Below are 16,035 nucleotides of genomic sequence, written 5' to 3'. Positions count from 1 at the left end.
CCTCACTTGACGGACAGCGGCATGCCTCCATCGGCAGCATCCACCAGCGTAGAACCTGACTGTGACACCAAGCTTGTGAGGTAAGGCTCAGTTCGTCATCCACACCCCCTAGTCGCGATCTATCGCGTTTGGGTACGCTGATGCCGTGGACCTTCAGAAGCGCCCTGACCCGACAGTCCCCACGCCTGCTCCGGCGTCTGCTCCGGCGGTGGCGAAGCCGGCCGAGCTCCGTGCCTCGGACGCCGACCGCGACCGGATCACCGACATCCTGCGCGACGCGCTCGCTGAGGGGCGCCTCACCCCGGAGGAGCACTCCGAGCGGGTGGAAGGGGTGTTGTCCACCAAGACGGTGGGCGAGCTGGACCAGTTCGTCCGGGACCTGCCCGCCGCCCACGGGGCCCGCGCGACCCCGGCGTACACGATCGCGCCGAACCGCCCCTCGGTGGGCGCGATCCCCCTGGAGCCCGATGACAACGTGGTGGCGGTGTTCAGCGCCGCCGTCCGCAAGGGCCGCTGGCGAGCGGGCCGCCGTATCCACGCGTACGCGGTCTTCGGCAGCGTCGAGATAGACCTCACCGAGGCGATCTTCGAGTACCAACAGGTCGTGATCAAGGCGATCTCGGTCTTCGGCAACGTGGAGATCCGCGTCCCGGAGAACGTGTCGCTGCGGGGCAGCGGCGCCGGTGTGCTGGGCAACTTCGAGGTGGACACGCTGGATTCGGGCGATCCCGGCGCGCCCGTGATCTACGTGGACGGTCTCGCCGTACTGGGAAACGTCGAGGCGAAGCCCAAGCGGGGCAAGCTGATCGCGGACATCCTCGGCCGCGTGACGGACCGGGTGTCCGACCGGCTGGACAAGAGTTTGCGCAAACACCTGGACCGTTGACGCCTGTGAATCCGACGGCTCCCGGGGCGAATTGGTCCAGTCGCGGCAGCCCGGACTTCCTGTGGTCGTCGTGGAGAAATCCCGGGCTTGGGAACCCAGTGCATAGGCGCGCGCACAGCGGGTAGGCCTTGCTGCATCGTCCCCTGGAGGGCGCTGTGGACCTCCCGCGGCGCCCGGCACGCTCGCGAAGCCGTCGTCAGGAGTAGACCGTGCTGCAACCGCTGCATCAGTCCCTGCAGGTAGCCGCCGTTCAGGCGCAGCGGGCGCCAGTGCGGGACAGGGATCAGGAAGCCCCATGGCACACGGAGGCCGTGTGCCGGCGGGACGAGGCAGGCCTGTTCTTCGCGCCCTCCAAGGAGCCCACCGCGGCCCGCCTCTCCCGTGAGGAGGCGGCGAAGCGCGTCTGTGCCCGCTGTCCGGTGATGGTCGAGTGCCGGGAACACGCGCTCCTGCAACCCGAGCCGTACGGAGTGTGGGGCGGCCTCACCGCCGCCGAGCGCCGCGTGGTCCTCGCCCGTCGCCGCCGCCGCGACCTCGAACTGAAGAAGGCGGCCCACCCGACGGGGACGATAGCCGCGGCCGGCTAGACCGGAGCACACGAAAGAAGGGGCGCCCCTCCGCACAAGGGGCGCCCCTCGATCTTCATGGGTGCGGGGAACTGCGCGACCAGCCACAGCGGACCCGCGGGTACGGGCGACCGCAGTGACCCGGCGAAACCGGCGGAGCTACTTGGCCCGGTCGAAGTCGATCGCGCTGTACGCCCGCAGCTTGCTCAGCCGGTGCTCCGAGGTGATCTGCCGGACCGTCCCGGACTTGGACCGCATGACGATCGACTCGGTCGTCGCGGTCTCGGCGCGATACCGGACCCCCCGCAGCAGCTCGCCGTCCGTGATGCCGGTGGCGACGAAGAAGACGTTCTCGCCGGAGACCAGGTCGTCCGTGTACAGGACGCGGTCGAGGTCATGGCCCGCGTCGATCGCGCGCCGCTTCTCCTCGTCGTCCTTGGGCCACAACTTGCCCTGGATGGTGCCGCCGAGGCATTTCACGGCGCAGGCCGAGATGATGCCCTCGGGGGTGCCGCCGATGCCGAGGAGCAGGTCGATGCCGGTGCCCTCGCGCAGGGCCAGGATCGAGCCGGCGACATCGCCGTCGGTGATCAGCTTGATCCGGGCGCCCGTCTCGCGGATCTCCTTGATGATCCCGTCGTGCCGCGGCCGGTCGAGGATGACGACGGTGACGTCCTCGGGCGTGGACCGTTTCGCCCTGGCGACGCGGCGGATGTTCACCGACACGGGCGCGTTGATGTCGACGAAGTCAGCGGCCTCCGGGCCGGTGACCAGTTTGTCCATGTAGAAGACCGCGGACGGGTCGAACATGGTGCCGCGGTCGGCGGCGGCGAGCACGGCGATCGCGTTCGTCATGCCCTTCGCGGTGAGGGTGGTTCCGTCGATCGGGTCGACGGCGATGTCGACCTCGGCGCCGGTCCCGTCACCGACGTGCTCTCCGTTGAAGAGCATCGGGGCCTCGTCCTTCTCACCTTCACCGATGACGACGACGCCGTTCATCGAGACGGTGGAGACGAGGGTTCGCATGGCCCGCACGGCGGCACCGTCGGCGCCGATCTTGTCGCCGCGGCCGACCCAGCGGCCTGCGGCCATGGCGGCTGCTTCGGTGACCCTGACCAGTTCCAGGGCGAGGTTTCGGTCGGGGGCCTCTGAGGGGACCTCGAGTTCGGACGGCAGATGATGCTCGGTCATCGAGACGCACCTTTCTGATACGACGACGGCCGGATGAGGGTGTACCTCGACTCTATCGTTAGGCTGACAAAATGAGCAGGGGACCCCACGGATGAGCAGGCCAGGGCACCTGCGACGATAGAGCCGTGGCAGGTATGAAAGGCAAGCAGTCGGTCCGGGACATGATTCTTTCCCTGGCCCTCATCGGGCTCGTGGCGGGCGTCATCTACGTCTTCATCCCGCACGACGACTCCGAACCCGAGCTCAAGCGCGTCGACTACCGCGTCGAGCTGCTCACCGCTCGCCGCGCGGCGGCCTATCCCGTGGCGGCGCCCGAGGGGCTGCCCACGGCGTGGAAGGCGACGTCGGTGCGGTACGACGGCTCGGAGTTCGACGCCTGGCACCTGGGCTTCCAGGACCCCGACGGCCAGTACGTGGCGGTCGAGCAGTCCACCGAGAAGTCGGCCGCGTTCATCGCGACGGCCAGTCAGGGCGCCGAGGAGACGCAGGCCACCCAGCGCATAGGCGACCAGACGTGGCAGCGGTACGAGGGCACCCAGTACGACGCACTCGTGCTCAAGGCCAAGGACTCCACGACGGTGGTGACCGGGACGGCGTCGTTCGGGCAGTTGACCAAGATGGCGCAGGCCCTGAAGACGACGTAACCGTCCCGGGTGGGGATGTGGGAAGGGCCCCGGCGCTACCGCCGGGGCCCTTCGCCCTGTCCATCACCGCGTCACACGGTCGTGATGACCTGCTCGCTCTCCAGTCGCGGGGAGCGCGGGAACGCGGCGTCCTCGCCGGGTCGGCCGATGTTGACGACCATCAGCGGGGTGTGGTCGTCGTCCAGGAACTCCTTCTGGACGCCGGCGGCGTCGAAGCCGCTCATCGGGCCCGCGGCAAGACCGGCGGCGCGGACGCCGATGATGAAGTACGCGGCCTGGAGGGAGGCGTTCAGGGCGGCCGACTTCTCGCGGAATTCGCGCGAGCCGCCGAAGACGTCCTTGGCGCCGGGGAAGTGCGGGAAGAGCTGCGGCAGCTCCTCGTGGAACTCGTTGTCGGCGGAGAGGATCGCGACCAGCGGGGCCGCGGCCGTCTTCGGCCGGTTGCCCTCCGCCATGACCGCGACGAGACGCTCACGGGCTTCGGCGGAGCGGACCAGGGTGATCCGCAGCGGCGACTGGTTCATGGAGGTCGGACCGTACTTGACCAGGTCGTAGATCGCCTGCACCTGCTCATCGGTCACTGGCTCGTCGGTGAAGGTGTTCGCGGTGCGGGCCTCGCGGAACAGCAGGTCCTGTGCGGTGGGGTCAAGAACGAGAGACATGGTTGAACCTTCTCGATACGTTGCGACGGATCCGGGGGGATCGGCTGGCAACATCGAGAGTACGCCACTATGTTTAAAGTTCAATTAAAAGCGGAGCGAAGTGATTCGCTTCACAGGTTCCGATGTCGTTCGCCTGAGGGGTGGAGCTACTCGGACCGGGTGTCGTCCGGGTCCTCCCCGTCACCGCCCTCGGCTCCCTCTTCCTCGGCCAGCGCCGCGTCCAGCCGCGCCCGCGCGCCCTCCAGCCAGCGGCGGCACACCTTCGCCAGCTCCTCGCCCCGCTCCCAGAGCGCGAGGGACTCCTCCAAGGTCGTGCCGCCGGCCTCCAGCCGGCGTACGACCTCGATCAGCTCGTCCCGCGCCTGCTCGTACCCGAGCGTCTCGTCCACCTTGCTGGTCATGCGCCCACCCTATGCATCGACTCGGACGGAGAACTCACCCTCGGCGACCCGCGCTCGCAGCGGCTCGTCCGCCGTCACCTCGGCGGGGTCCCGGACCACATGGCCGTCGGCCTTCTGCAGTACGGCATAACCCCGCTGGAGCGTCGCGGCGGGGGAGAGGGCCACCACGCGCGCGCGGGTGTGCGTCAGCTCGGAGTCGGCGCGGTCGAGGAGGTGGCCCAGGGTGCGCCGGCCGCGGTCCAGGACCGAGGCGACGTGATCCGCCCGCTCGTCGATCATCCGGTGCGGATCCTCTATCGAGGGCCGGGCCAGCGCGTGTGCCAGGCCGCGCTCCTCACGGTCGATGAAGGCATGGACGCTGCGCCGCGCCCGGTCCCGCAGAAGCCGCACCCGCTCGTACTCCTCGCCGACGTCCGGCACGACCTTCTTCGCGGCGTCGGTCGGCGTGGACGCGCGCAGGTCGGCCACATAGTCCAGGAGCGGGGTGTCGGGCTCGTGCCCGATGGCCGACACGACGGGCGTACGGCAGGCCGCGACCGCCCGTACCAACTGCTCGTCCGAGAACGGCAGCAGGTCCTCCACGCTGCCGCCGCCGCGCGCCACGACGATCACGTCGACGCCCTCCAGCGCGTCCAGGTCCTTCACGGCCTGCACGACCTGCGGCACGGCGTGCACGCCCTGTACGGCGACGTTGCGGACCTCGAAGCGGACGGCCGGCCAGCGGTGCCGCGCGTTCTCCAGCACGTCCCGCTCGGCCGCGGACGCCCGCCCGCACACCAGCCCGATGAGCTGCGGCAGGAAGGGCAGCGCCTTCTTGCGCTCCGGCGCGAACAGCCCCTCGGCGGCCAGCGCCTTCTTCAACTGCTCCAGACGCGCGAGCAGTTCGCCCACCCCCACCGGCTTGATCTCGGTGGCCCGCAGCGACAACTGCCCCCGCGGCGCATACCACTCGGGCTTCGCCAGTACGACGACACGAGCGCCCTCGGTCACCACATCGGCCACCGAGTCGAACACCTGCCGATAGCAGGTCACGCTCACGGAGATGTCGTACGACGGGTCGCGCAGCGTCAGGAAGACGACGCCAGCGCCCGGGCGCCGCGACAACTGGGTGATCTGACCCTCGGCCCACACCGCGCCGAGCCGGTCGATCCATCCCCCGATGAGCCGCGACACCTCGCCGACGGGCAGCGGAGCCTCTGCGGACGTGTTGAGAGCCATGCCGCGAGAGTAGCCGCAGCCTCGGACAACACAGCTGCACGATCCAGCCTGTCCGGCGTGCGAGGAGGAGGCGATGCCATCCCGATCCCCCACTCACGGGGGCCGCGGTTTCAGCCCGTCCGGCGTGCGAGGACGAGGAGCGCCATCCTGATCTCCCACCCACTCACGGGGGCCGCGGTCTCAGCCCGTCCGGCGTTTGAGGACGAGGCCGTTCAGGCCGATGCGGGGGTCTGGGGGCGGCAGCCCCCAGGAACAAGGGACGGGTAGGGGCGGAGGGGGCGAAAACCCACACGGCCGGCCCCAGCGGCGGCCGACTAACCAGCCCCCGCGACGCCCCGACCTCTCTGTCCCACCAACACCGCCAGCCCCACCGCCAGCCAGATCGCGCCCACCACCTGGGCCGTCCCCGAGGCCTCGACGATCACGGCGACAGTGATCGCGGCGCCGACGACCGGAACCAGGATGTGCCGCCACCACACCACGGGCCCGCCCCGACGGCGTACGGCGAACCAGCCCACCACGCTCGCGTGCAGCAGCGTGAACGCGGTCAGCGCACCGACGTTGACCACCGACACCAGTTGGTCGAGGCCGTCGTCGCGCCGTGCCGCCCAGACCGCGGCGATCAGCGTGATGACGGCCGCGCACAGCAGCGCCGGCCTCGGCACGCCGGAGTCGGTCTTCGCCAGGACCCGCGGCAGCCGCCGGTCACGGGCCATCGCGAACACGAGACGGCCCGCCGCGGCCTGCCCGGCGAGCGCGGCGAAGGCCGCGCCGATCGCCTTGCTCACGGCCACCAGGTCGTGCAGCCAGCTCCCGACGGAGGTGTCCACGGCGTCGTAGAAGGCCGATCCCTGCCTCCCGGGGTCGGCGGCGAGCTGCGCGGACGTCGTCGGATCGAGGAGCGCCACCAGGTAGGTCTGCGCCACGAACAGCACGCCCGCGAGCGCCAGGCAGAACAGCACCGCCCTGGCCACCTTCTCCGAACCTCCGGTGACCTCCTCCGCGAAGGAGGCGATCGCGTCGAAGCCCAGATAGGACAGGACGGCGATCGACACCGCGCCGATGACCGCCGACAGCGCGAACGCCCCCTGGGTGCCGTCACCGGACAGCGGCGACAGCCAGCCCCGGTGGGCCCCGTCGCGCGCGAGCATGACGATCGCCGACACGACGAAGACAAGAAGGACCACGATCTCCATCGCGAGCACCAGGAGACCGACCCGGGCCGCGGCCCGTACGCCCCACAGGTTCAGCAGCGTCGTGATGACCACGGCGAGCGCGGTCCACACCCACCGGGACACCTCCGGGACCAGCGCGTTCATCGCGATGCCGGAGAAGAGGTACGCCACGGCCGGGATGAGCAGATAGTCCAGCATCGCCATCCAGCCGGCGACGAACCCCGCCTCTTTCCCGAGCCCCACGCGCGCGTAGGCGAACACCGAACCCGCCTGGGGGACCACACGGACCATCTGCGCATAGCTGAACGCGGTGAACGCCATCGCGACGGTCGCCACGACGTAGACCAGGGCCACCGCGCCGTGCGACTTGGCGTCGAGGGTGCCGAAGATGCCGACGGGTGCCATGGGGGCAATGAACAGCAGCCCGTAGACCACCAGGTCCCGGAAGCCGAGACTGCGCCGCAGCCCGCGCTCCTCACCCGCACCACCGACCGCTTCCGCCGAGGTCTGTGTGTCGGACATCCGTGCCTCCCGAGAGTCGCGGCCGGCCTCATCCCTCCCAGCTCTCCAACAGTCTCCCCAAGGAGGCGATCTTTGACCTGTCGGGCGCGGCCTTACGATGGGGTGCATGACTGCTTCGCCTGGCCGCCGTGTCCTGCTTGCCGCCCCCCGGGGCTACTGCGCGGGTGTGGACCGCGCCGTGATCGCCGTCGAGAAGGCCCTTGAGCAGTACGGGGCCCCTATCTATGTCCGCCACGAGATCGTGCACAACAAGTACGTCGTCCGGACCCTGGAAAAGAAGGGTGCGATTTTCGTCGAGCGGACGGCGGAGGTCCCCGAGGGGGCCATCGTCATGTTCTCGGCGCACGGTGTCGCCCCCGCCGTCCACGACGAGGCCGCCGCCGGAAAGCTCGCCACCATCGACGCGACCTGCCCGCTGGTCACCAAGGTCCACAAGGAAGCCGTCCGTTTCGCGAAGGACGACTTCGACATCCTCCTGATCGGGCACGAGGGCCACGAGGAGGTCATCGGTACGTCCGGTGAGGCGCCCGAGCACATCACGCTCGTCGACGGCCCCTCGGACGTCGCCAAGGTCGAGGTCCGCGACCCGTCCAAGGTCGTCTGGCTCTCCCAGACCACGCTGTCCGTCGACGAGACCATGGAAACGGTCGACGCGCTCAAGGAGAAGTTCCCGCAGCTCATCTCGCCGCCCAGCGACGACATCTGCTATGCCACGCAGAACCGTCAGATCGCGGTGAAGAAGCTCGCCGAGGACGCCGAGCTGGTGATCGTGGTGGGCTCCAAGAACTCCTCGAACTCGATCCGGATGGTCGAGGTCGCCCTGGACGCGGGTGCCCCCGCCGCACACCTGGTGGACTTCGCCTCCGAGATCGACGAGACCTGGCTGGACGGCGTCAGCACGGTCGGCCTGACCTCCGGTGCCTCGGTGCCGGACGTGCTGGTGGACGAGGTGCTGGAGTGGCTGTCCGCCCGTGGTTACGGCGACGTGGAGACGGTGAAGACGGCCGACGAGTCCATCACCTTCTCGCTGCCGAAGGAGCTGCGCCGCGATCTGCGCGCGGAGGCGGCGGCCCTGGTGGCGGAGCGCACTGGCGGCAAGTGACCGACCGGCCGGTCGCACGGCCTCCGGACGTGAAGGTTCCGGGGCTGTGCTCCGTCCGAGAAGTGACTGTCAGTCGCACCACGTAACGTGGGATCCATGCAGATCTTTGGTGTGGACATCGGTGGTTCGGGGATCAAGGGTGCTCCGGTGGACCTGGACCGCGGCGAATTGACGGAGGAGCGCTTCAAGGTGCTCACCCCGCATCCCGCGACGCCCGACTCGGTGGCGGACGGCGTGAAAGAGGTCGTGGATCACTTCGGCTGGACGGGTCCGGTCGGGATCACGTTCCCCGGAGTGGTCACCGGCGAGGCCATCATCCGCACGGCCGCCAATGTCGACAAGAACTGGATCGACACCGACGCGCGCGCCCTGCTCAGCGAGCGGCTCGGCGGCCTTCCGGTGACGGTGCTGAACGACGCGGACGCGGCGGGCGTCGCCGAGATGCAGTTCGGCGCGGGCCGCGACCGTCAGGGCACGGTCATTCTGCTCACCTTCGGCACGGGCATCGGCAGCGCGCTCTTCATCGACGGCGAGCTGGTGCCGAACACCGAGCTGGGCCACCTGGAGCTGGGCGGCCACGACGCGGAGAAGCGCGCGTCCACCAAGGCCAAGGATGACAACGAGCTCACCTGGGAGCACTGGGCGCGCCGGGTCACGAAGTACCTCGCCCATGTGGAGATGCTCTTCTCGCCCGAGCTCTTCATCATCGGCGGAGGCGTCAGCCGCAAGGCCGACAGATTCCTCCCCCTGATCGAGGGCATCAGGGCCGAGATCGTCCCGGCGCAGCTGCAGAACAACGCGGGGATCGTGGGGGCGGCGATGCGGGCGGCGAAGGCGTCGTAGGCGGTCGGGGGGCTTTTGGAGCTGGACTTTCCGGCAGGGCGAGACGGGTCGCTGTGGTGGGAAACCGCCGTGAAGGGGCGAAAACCACAGCGGACCTTAGGCGGAACGACGCCGCACAGGAGCCTGGGCCTGCGTCGCCCTGCGCTGGGCGGCCCTGCGGCTCATGAGCCGAACCTTCCGTACGGTCGCGATGAGCCCCGCGACCAGGGTCCCCCCGTACAGCCATCCCGCCTGCACGGCGAGCGCGGTGACCAGCCCCATCAGCCGCCCCCCGACCCCACCTCCGCTGTTGTCGGCGACGGGCAGCAGGCCGAAGGCGAAGGCGATCGGTACGACGACCGGCGCGGTGACGAGGTCACCGCGCCGCACCCACACCGCGGTCAGCGCGCAGACCGGCAGGAACAGCACGCCGTACACCAGCGGCGACGCCCCGAACAGCAACTGGTCGAGGCAGCCGAGCGCGAACATCAGCGCACCGCAGAACAGCCCGCTGCCCAGCCCGGTGAGCCGGGGGTTCGGCATCCGCCGTACCGCCTGGACGACGGGCGGAACGGGCCGCCGGGTCACCGCCGAACTCCGCCGCACCGCGCCCGCCGTACTCCGCCCGGCCTGCGAGGGGAACGGCGTGCCGCGGCGCGGTCGGTACTGCGGTCCGGCCTGAGAGGGACGCGTCCTGTGTTGCTCCACTGGACCAACTTAGGTCGGTTTATGTGTGGAATAGGCCTTCAGACACGCCGGAGAGCAGACCTTGGCCAAGCGTTCGATACGTCGCCGGTGCGGGATCGCGCACGCCGTAGACTGGTGGATCGGCCCGCGCTCTCCCGGGGCCCCCTCGCCCATCCTCATGTACGGGAAGTCGTAACGTGTCGCTCACGATCGGAATCGTCGGTCTGCCCAATGTCGGCAAGTCGACCATGTTCAACGCCCTGACCAAGAACGACGTGCTCGCGGCCAACTACCCGTTCGCCACGATCGAGCCGAACGTCGGGGTGGTCGGCGTCCCTGACGCGCGACTGGCGACGCTGGCCGGGATCTTCGGCTCGCAGAAGATCCTTCCCGCCACCGTCGACTTCGTCGACATCGCCGGCATCGTGAAGGGCGCCTCCGAGGGTGAGGGCCTGGGCAACAAGTTCCTCGCGAACATCCGCGAGTCCGACGCGATCTGCCAGGTCATCCGCGCCTTCCAGGACGAGAACGTCGTCCATGTCGACGGCAAGGTCTCGCCCAAGGACGACATCGAGACGATCAACACCGAGCTGATTCTCGCGGATCTCCAGACGATCGAGAAGGTCCTGCCGCGCCTCCAGCGGGAGTCGCGCATCAAGAAGGACATCGGCCCGAAGGTCGCGGCGGTCGAGGCCGCCCAGGCGATCCTGGAGCGGGGCGAGACCCTCTTCTCCGCGGGCATCGTCCAGGGCTCCGGCAACGAGGAGCTGCTGCACGACCTGCACCTGCTCACCACCAAGCCGTTCCTCTACGTCTTCAACGTCGACGAGGACGAGCTGGTCGACGACGCCTTCAAGGCCGAGCAGCGCGCCCTGGTCGCCCCCGCCGAGGCGATCTTCCTCAACGCCAAGCTGGAGGCGGACCTCGCCGAGCTCGACGAGGAGGAAGCGATGGAGCTCCTGGAGTCGGTCGGCGTCGAGGAGCCCGGCATGGCGACCCTGGCCCGCGTCGGCTTCGACACCCTCGGCCTCCAGACCTATCTGACGGCCGGCCCGAAGGAATCCCGCGCCTGGACCATCAAGAAGGGCGCCACCGCCCCCGAGGCCGCCGGTGTCATCCACACCGACTTCCAGAAGGGCTTCATCAAGGCCGAGGTCATCTCCTTCGCCGACCTCGTCGAGACCGGCTCGGTCGCCGAGGCCCGAGCCAAGGGCAAGGCCCGCATGGAAGGCAAGGACTACGTCATGCAGGACGGCGACGTGGTGGAGTTCCGGTTCAATGTGTAATCGGGTCTTTACTCCACGCTGGTAATTCGTCAGGTGTGCAGGTGGGAAGGGGCCGGGCTTTGGTGAGGCCGGCCGGCTCCTTCTGTGTTCCCGGACCTCGCGAGTGCCCCTGGAACCACAGAGCTCCTCACTGTTCACGCTGTGAACGGTGAGGAGAGGCGCCTGGTCCGGCGAGCAATCCGCAGTACCCGCAGCGTGCCCAGGAGCGGCGGACTTGCGGAGCCGTGCAGAAGCGCCGCTCCGCGTGCCAGTGCCGCGTCGGCGGTCAGCAGCTCGATCTCGACGAAGGCGTTCAGCAGTGCGTGGCCGGGAGCCGAGACCTGGAAGGGCAGTTCACGGGCTGCCTTCAGGGCCGCCCGGGCCGCGCTGACCTCGTGCTCCACCAACAGGCGCAGACCGGGCGGCTCATGCCCCGCCACGAGGTCCGCCACCGTGACCGAGAAACTCGCCAGCGTCTGAGCCGGAATGCCCGGTCGCCCTTCTGCGACGTCCTCGGCGAGATCATTGACGAAGTCCAGTCGCTGGCTGCCGTCGATGAGCGTCCGGCACATCGCCCGGTACCGGCCGTCAACGTCCTCAGGACCCAGCAGTACCGCGACCAGCATGAAGGCGGGCAGTGAGTAGGCGTCCACGTAGGCCTGGTAGTCGGCCTCGGAGACGAAGCCGGTGAACTCCAGCTCGGCGCCGGCGGTGGACAGATACTCCTCCACCACTTCCCGAAGCCGTGGATACGCAGCGACAGTGTGCAGCAAGGTGCGGATCAGCGGGTCGTCGGCCACGCCTGTTTCCAGTGCCTTGCGAACCCGCAGCTCCCAGGATGCCCATGCCGCGATCCGCTGCGGCTTCGGGCCGGTGTCCAGCAGGTTGTCCCCGTGGTGCATCACGGCCGTCGCGGCCACCACATGCGGCAGCACCGACGGCGGCAGCAGCAAACGGGCCGCCAGGTAGGAACTACGGCGGAACCGCGACACCAGCCGACGCCCGTGGTCGTAGTCGTTGCGCAGTTGCGGCTCCCGGACCCCAGCCGCCGTCAGGCTCCGCTGCCACGTGCTCACTTTCGTCACCCTCCCGGGCATTCGTGGGCCTTCCCGGTGCAGTCCTTCGTCGCGGAAGTGACCTGGATGGGCAGGCCTCCCGGCGTGGCACCGTCGCCGAGGCCGAACTTCCTTCGTGCGGAGTGCGGTTGTCGTCGGTGGAGCCGGCATCCGCCGTGATTCTGTCACGTAGGAGGGGGGCCGCCTCTTACGAAGGCTGCCCCCCGATCAGGCCAAGGCCGTCGCTGTCAGTGCTCCGTGGAAGGATGCGCGCATCGGGGCGGACGGCTCAAGAGGGGCGCGGCATGGCGGGTGTGGAGGGGAGTGGGAGGCCGGGTCCGGCGCGGGCGGGGAGGGCCGGTGAGGCCCTGCCGGTCGGGCGGCGGGCCAGGGAACTGGTCGTGGCGGGCGCGCGGTTGTACGGGGCCGCGCGGGCCGTGCTCGCCGATCACGCGCGGGCCCTCGAAGCGGTGCGGGCGGCGCTGGCGCCGATACATGCCGAACTGGTCGCCGGAGAGCTGGAGTCCATCCCCGTCTCGCGGCTGAAGGACGTCACCGAGGGGCGGTTGCGGCTCGGCGCGCTGGAGTCGGCCGGGTTCGAATCGGTGCGGGCGGTGTACGGGACGAGCCGGTACGAGCTGCGGCAGGTGCCCGGCGTGGGGGCGCAGACCGCCGACCGTGCGCTCGCCGCCGCGCGGCAGATCGCGCGGGCGGTGGAGGAGACCGTCTCCGTGCGGATCGACGTCGATCACCCGGAGCCCCGGACGACCGCCCTGGTCGTCGCCCTGCGCACCCTGGTGGAGGCCGGTCCGGACCTGCGCCGGGCCGTGGACGCGGCCACCCGGCTCGACGAGCGGCTCGGCGCGCTGCTGCCGGCGGCCCGACCCGCCGGAGGGCGGCTGCGGATGGCGCTCGCGGGGCGGCAGCGGCGCGAGAGCGCCTGGGCGGCGGTCGTGGAACTGCGGGAGCTGACCACCGGCGCCGCCGCCAGAGACGTACGACTGCTGCTGGCCAGGCGTCGGCGGACCTGTTGCGCGAACCCGCCTCCGACATCGAGGCGTGGGTCGACTTCGAGCTGCGTTCCACGGAGTACTACAGCCAGCTCGCCGAGGTGTCGCAGCAGCGTCCGGATGTCGAGGCCTCCGAGGGGTTCCTGCCGTCGGAGGTCGCCGAGCGGGTGCACGCGCAGGAGCTGGACGACACGCACCGGCGGGTCTCGCTGCGCGGCTATCAGGCCTTCGGCGCCCGTTTCGCGCTGGCCCAGCGGCGGGTCGTCCTCGGCGACGAGATGGGGCTCGGGAAGACCGTGCAGGCCATCGCGGCGCTCGCCCACCTCGCGGCGGGCGGACACAGCCACTTCCTGGTCGTCTGCCCGGCCAGCGTGCTGATCAACTGGACGCGCGAGATCGGCGCGCGCAGCACCCTGCGGGCCCTGCCGGTGCACGGCTCCGAGCGGCTGGACGCGTACGAGGAGTGGCGGGAGCGCGGAGGTGTCGCGATCACCACGTACGACGTGCTGCACAGCCTGCCCGAGCCCGACGGCACCAAGGGCTCCACGGATACCAGGCCGGGGATGCTCGTCGTCGACGAGGCGCACTACGTGAAGAACCCCGACACCCGTCGCTCCAAGTCGGTCGCCGCCTGGACAGGACACTGCGACCGTGTCCTGTTCCTTACCGGTACGCCTATGGAGAACCGTGTCGAGGAGTTCCGCACCCTGGTCCGCTACCTTCAGCCCGGCCTTCTCCCCACCATCCACAACGGCTCCGCGGCCGCGGGCCCGCACGTCTTCCGCCGGTCCGTCGCCCCCGCGTATCTGCGCCGCAACCAGCAGGACGTCCTGACTGAACTGCCCGCCCTGCTCCAGGTCGACGAGTGGGAGGAGTTCGGCGCGGCGGACCGGGCGGCGTACCGCAAGGCCGTCGAGGACGGGAACTTCATGGCGATGCGCCGTGCCGGGTACGCCGACGCGGCGAGGTCGGCGAAGCTGCAACGGCTGCGGGAGCTGGTGGCGGAGGCGGCGGAGAACGGTCTGAAGGTCGTCGTGTTCTCCTACTTCAAGGACGTCCTCGCCACCGTCCAACACGCCCTGGGGGAGGGGATGTTCGGCCCGATCTCCGGCGCCGTTCCCGCCGCGCGCAGACAGCGCCTGGTGGACGATTTCACGGCCGCCCCCGGGCACGCGGTGCTGCTCTGCCAGATCGAGGCCGGCGGCGTCGGCCTCAATCTGCAGGCGGCGTCCGTGGTCATCCTCTGCGAGCCGCAGGTCAAGCCGACCATGGAGCACCAGGCCGTGGCCCGCGCCCACCGCATGGGCCAGGTCCGCCCGGTCCAGGTCCACCGCCTCCTCGCCACCGACAGCGTCGACCAGCGACTTCTGGACATCCTGAAGAACAAGACCCGCCTCTTCGACGCCTACGCCCGCCGCAGCGACACCGCCGAGCACACCCCGGACGCCGTCGACGTCTCGGACAGCGGCCTCGCCCGCCGCATCGTCGAGGAGGAACAGCAGCGCCTGGCGGGCGTGGTTTCCAAGGCCGTCCCTCAGTGAGCCAGTCCCGACTTCACCCCCGCCCCGCACAGCGGCACCACCGCCGACCGCTCGCCCAGCACCCCGTCACGGACGGCCGCCCAGCACGCCACCCCCGTCGACTCCACATACAGCCCCCGTGACGCCAAGTCCGTCTGTGCGTGCCGGATCTGGTCCTCCGTCACCGTAAGGAACGCGCCACCGGAGTCCCGTACGGCGCGCAGGATCTGGCGGGCCCGCGGCGGGCGCGGGATCGCGATGCCCTCGGCGAAGGTGGGAGCCGTCGGGGCCGGCCCGATCAAGTCGTCGGCGCCCGCGTGCCAGGCCTCGGCGAGCGGGGCGACGGCGGCGGCCTGGACCGCGTAGAGGGCGGGCCGGCGGTCGATGAGGCCCGCCGAGTGGAGTTCGGCGACGGCGAGGGCGGCGCCCAGGAGGAGGGTGCCGTTGCCCACGGGGACGACGAGGACGTCGGGGAGGCGGCCGCCGAGGTCCTCCCAGAGTTCGTGGACGTAGGTCTTGGTTCCGGCCAGGAAGTAGGGGTTGAAGACGTGCGAGGCGTAGAACACGCCCTCCTCGTCCGCGGCCTCCCGGGCGGCCGCCGCGGTGGCCTCACGGTCGCCGTCGACCACGCGCAGCCGCGCCCCGTGTGCCCCGATCTGCTCCAGCTTCTTCGGTGACGTGCCCTCGGGGACGTAGACGGTGCACGGCAGCGCGGCCCGCGCGCAGTACGCGGCGATCGCCGTCCCCGCGTTGCCGCTGCTGTCCGCGAGCACCTGCCGGGCCCCCAGCCGCAGGGCCAGCTCGGCGAGGAGCACGGCACCGCGGTCCTTGAACGACAGCGTCGGCATCAGGAAGTCGAGCTTGGCCGAGATGCCGTCCCGGAGCGGGACCAGGGGCGTACGGCCTTCGCCCAGGCTGATGGTGGGAGCCGCCAGCGGCAGGCACTCCGTGTAGCGCCAGAGTGAATTGACCCGCCCGGTAAGGGACTTGAGGGTCGCCGGTGTCGGGGCGAAGTCCAGGTCGAGCGGGCCGCGGCAGGCCGGGCAGCACCAGGCGAGCGAACCGGCGGGGACGCGGGTGCCGTCCACCGGGCAGTAACAATCCGGCAATGAGGTCATGTGCGCAGCGTAGATGTGCGGTTTGGTGACGTTGTGTCATGACTGGCGCATGGCACATGTGTTACGTCCCCGCAGGGCCCCTTGTGCAATTCCTGCGGGAGCCTCAATCATTCGGCAGACGCACAGGTTTTGCACGGGGTTCGAACAGGATCCGCACAGTGGATCGGCATGGCGATTCGCACAGTGGGTCG

General features: G+C 70.0%; 14 protein-coding genes and 1 pseudogene. 7 read left to right on the top strand and 8 right to left on the bottom strand.

Going from position 1 to position 16,035, the window contains the following annotated elements:
- Nucleotides 1-145 precede the first annotated feature (145 nt).
- Nucleotides 146-886 (top strand): DUF1707 domain-containing protein, encoded by a 741-nt coding sequence (locus tag ACIPC1_RS08755; protein WP_402514554.1) that lies wholly within the window; start codon nucleotides 146-148, stop codon nucleotides 884-886.
- Between the two features lie 209 nt (nucleotides 887-1,095).
- On the top strand, nucleotides 1,096-1,473 hold the full coding sequence (locus tag ACIPC1_RS08750; RefSeq protein WP_402514551.1) for a WhiB family transcriptional regulator: 378 nt from the start codon (nucleotides 1,096-1,098) through the stop codon (nucleotides 1,471-1,473).
- A gap of 138 nt (nucleotides 1,474-1,611) precedes the next feature.
- Here ACIPC1_RS08750 and glpX read toward each other — a convergent pair whose 3' ends face one another.
- Nucleotides 1,612-2,643, bottom strand: coding sequence for a class II fructose-bisphosphatase (gene glpX / locus ACIPC1_RS08745; protein ID WP_402514549.1), 1,032 nt, complete (start codon nucleotides 2,641-2,643; stop codon nucleotides 1,612-1,614).
- Nucleotides 2,644-2,768: 125 nt separating this feature from the next.
- On the opposite strand from glpX, the gene ACIPC1_RS08740 reads away from it, so the two are divergent.
- On the top strand, nucleotides 2,769-3,287 hold the full coding sequence (locus ACIPC1_RS08740) for a DUF4245 domain-containing protein (RefSeq protein WP_402514548.1): 519 nt from the start codon (nucleotides 2,769-2,771) through the stop codon (nucleotides 3,285-3,287).
- 71 nt (nucleotides 3,288-3,358) lie between these two features.
- Here ACIPC1_RS08740 and ACIPC1_RS08735 read toward each other — a convergent pair whose 3' ends face one another.
- The 4 genes from ACIPC1_RS08735 to ACIPC1_RS08720 all read right to left on the bottom strand — a co-directional run bounded on the left by ACIPC1_RS08735 (nucleotide 3,359) and on the right by ACIPC1_RS08720 (nucleotide 7,265).
- The gene (locus ACIPC1_RS08735) at nucleotides 3,359-3,949 is read right to left on the bottom strand and encodes a malonic semialdehyde reductase (protein WP_402514546.1); all 591 of its coding nucleotides are present in this window, start codon (nucleotides 3,947-3,949) and stop codon (nucleotides 3,359-3,361) included.
- A 146-nt stretch (nucleotides 3,950-4,095) separates the two neighbouring features.
- Nucleotides 4,096-4,350 (bottom strand): exodeoxyribonuclease VII small subunit, encoded by a 255-nt coding sequence (locus ACIPC1_RS08730; protein ID WP_402514544.1) that lies wholly within the window; start codon nucleotides 4,348-4,350, stop codon nucleotides 4,096-4,098.
- Between the two features lie 9 nt (nucleotides 4,351-4,359).
- Nucleotides 4,360-5,568 (bottom strand): exodeoxyribonuclease VII large subunit, encoded by a 1,209-nt coding sequence (gene xseA, locus ACIPC1_RS08725; RefSeq protein ID WP_402514543.1) that lies wholly within the window; start codon nucleotides 5,566-5,568, stop codon nucleotides 4,360-4,362.
- 314 nt (nucleotides 5,569-5,882) lie between these two features.
- The gene (locus tag ACIPC1_RS08720; protein ID WP_402514542.1) at nucleotides 5,883-7,265 is read right to left on the bottom strand and encodes an APC family permease; all 1,383 of its coding nucleotides are present in this window, start codon (nucleotides 7,263-7,265) and stop codon (nucleotides 5,883-5,885) included.
- A gap of 97 nt (nucleotides 7,266-7,362) precedes the next feature.
- On the opposite strand from ACIPC1_RS08720, the gene ACIPC1_RS08715 reads away from it, so the two are divergent.
- Nucleotides 7,363-8,367, top strand: a complete 1,005-nt coding sequence (locus ACIPC1_RS08715; RefSeq protein ID WP_402514540.1) for a 4-hydroxy-3-methylbut-2-enyl diphosphate reductase — start codon at nucleotides 7,363-7,365, stop codon at nucleotides 8,365-8,367.
- A gap of 96 nt (nucleotides 8,368-8,463) precedes the next feature.
- A complete protein-coding gene (gene ppgK, locus ACIPC1_RS08710; protein ID WP_402514539.1) occupies nucleotides 8,464-9,210 on the top strand; it encodes a polyphosphate--glucose phosphotransferase in 747 nt (248 codons plus the stop codon).
- 96 nt (nucleotides 9,211-9,306) lie between these two features.
- On the opposite strand, the gene ACIPC1_RS08705 is transcribed toward ppgK, so the two are convergent.
- Complete coding sequence (locus ACIPC1_RS08705; protein ID WP_402514536.1) at nucleotides 9,307-9,897, bottom strand: DUF6542 domain-containing protein; 591 nt, start codon at nucleotides 9,895-9,897, stop codon at nucleotides 9,307-9,309.
- A 176-nt stretch (nucleotides 9,898-10,073) separates the two neighbouring features.
- On the opposite strand from ACIPC1_RS08705, the gene ychF reads away from it, so the two are divergent.
- On the top strand, nucleotides 10,074-11,162 hold the full coding sequence (gene ychF / locus ACIPC1_RS08700) for a redox-regulated ATPase YchF (RefSeq protein WP_402514533.1): 1,089 nt from the start codon (nucleotides 10,074-10,076) through the stop codon (nucleotides 11,160-11,162).
- Nucleotides 11,163-11,296: 134 nt separating this feature from the next.
- On the opposite strand, the gene ACIPC1_RS08695 is transcribed toward ychF, so the two are convergent.
- Nucleotides 11,297-12,217, bottom strand: a complete 921-nt coding sequence (locus tag ACIPC1_RS08695) for a squalene/phytoene synthase family protein (RefSeq protein WP_402514532.1) — start codon at nucleotides 12,215-12,217, stop codon at nucleotides 11,297-11,299.
- A 284-nt stretch (nucleotides 12,218-12,501) separates the two neighbouring features.
- Between ACIPC1_RS08695 and ACIPC1_RS08690 the strand changes: the two are divergent.
- A pseudogene (locus ACIPC1_RS08690) lies at nucleotides 12,502-14,747 on the top strand (DEAD/DEAH box helicase).
- Here ACIPC1_RS08690 and ACIPC1_RS08685 read toward each other — a convergent pair.
- Nucleotides 14,741-15,844, bottom strand: a complete 1,104-nt coding sequence (locus ACIPC1_RS08685) for a pyridoxal-phosphate dependent enzyme (RefSeq protein WP_402514530.1) — start codon at nucleotides 15,842-15,844, stop codon at nucleotides 14,741-14,743. The pseudogene ACIPC1_RS08690 and the gene ACIPC1_RS08685 sit on opposite strands and share 7 nt — an antisense overlap.
- Nucleotides 15,845-16,035: the final 191 nt, after the last annotated feature.

Origin of the sequence: Streptomyces sp. NPDC087263 (assembly GCF_044744645.1) — a bacterium.
GTDB lineage: Bacteria > Actinomycetota > Actinomycetes > Streptomycetales > Streptomycetaceae > Streptomyces.
The sequence above is the reverse complement of the archived record's forward strand: the minus strand, read 5'-3'. Positions and strand labels throughout refer to the sequence as shown.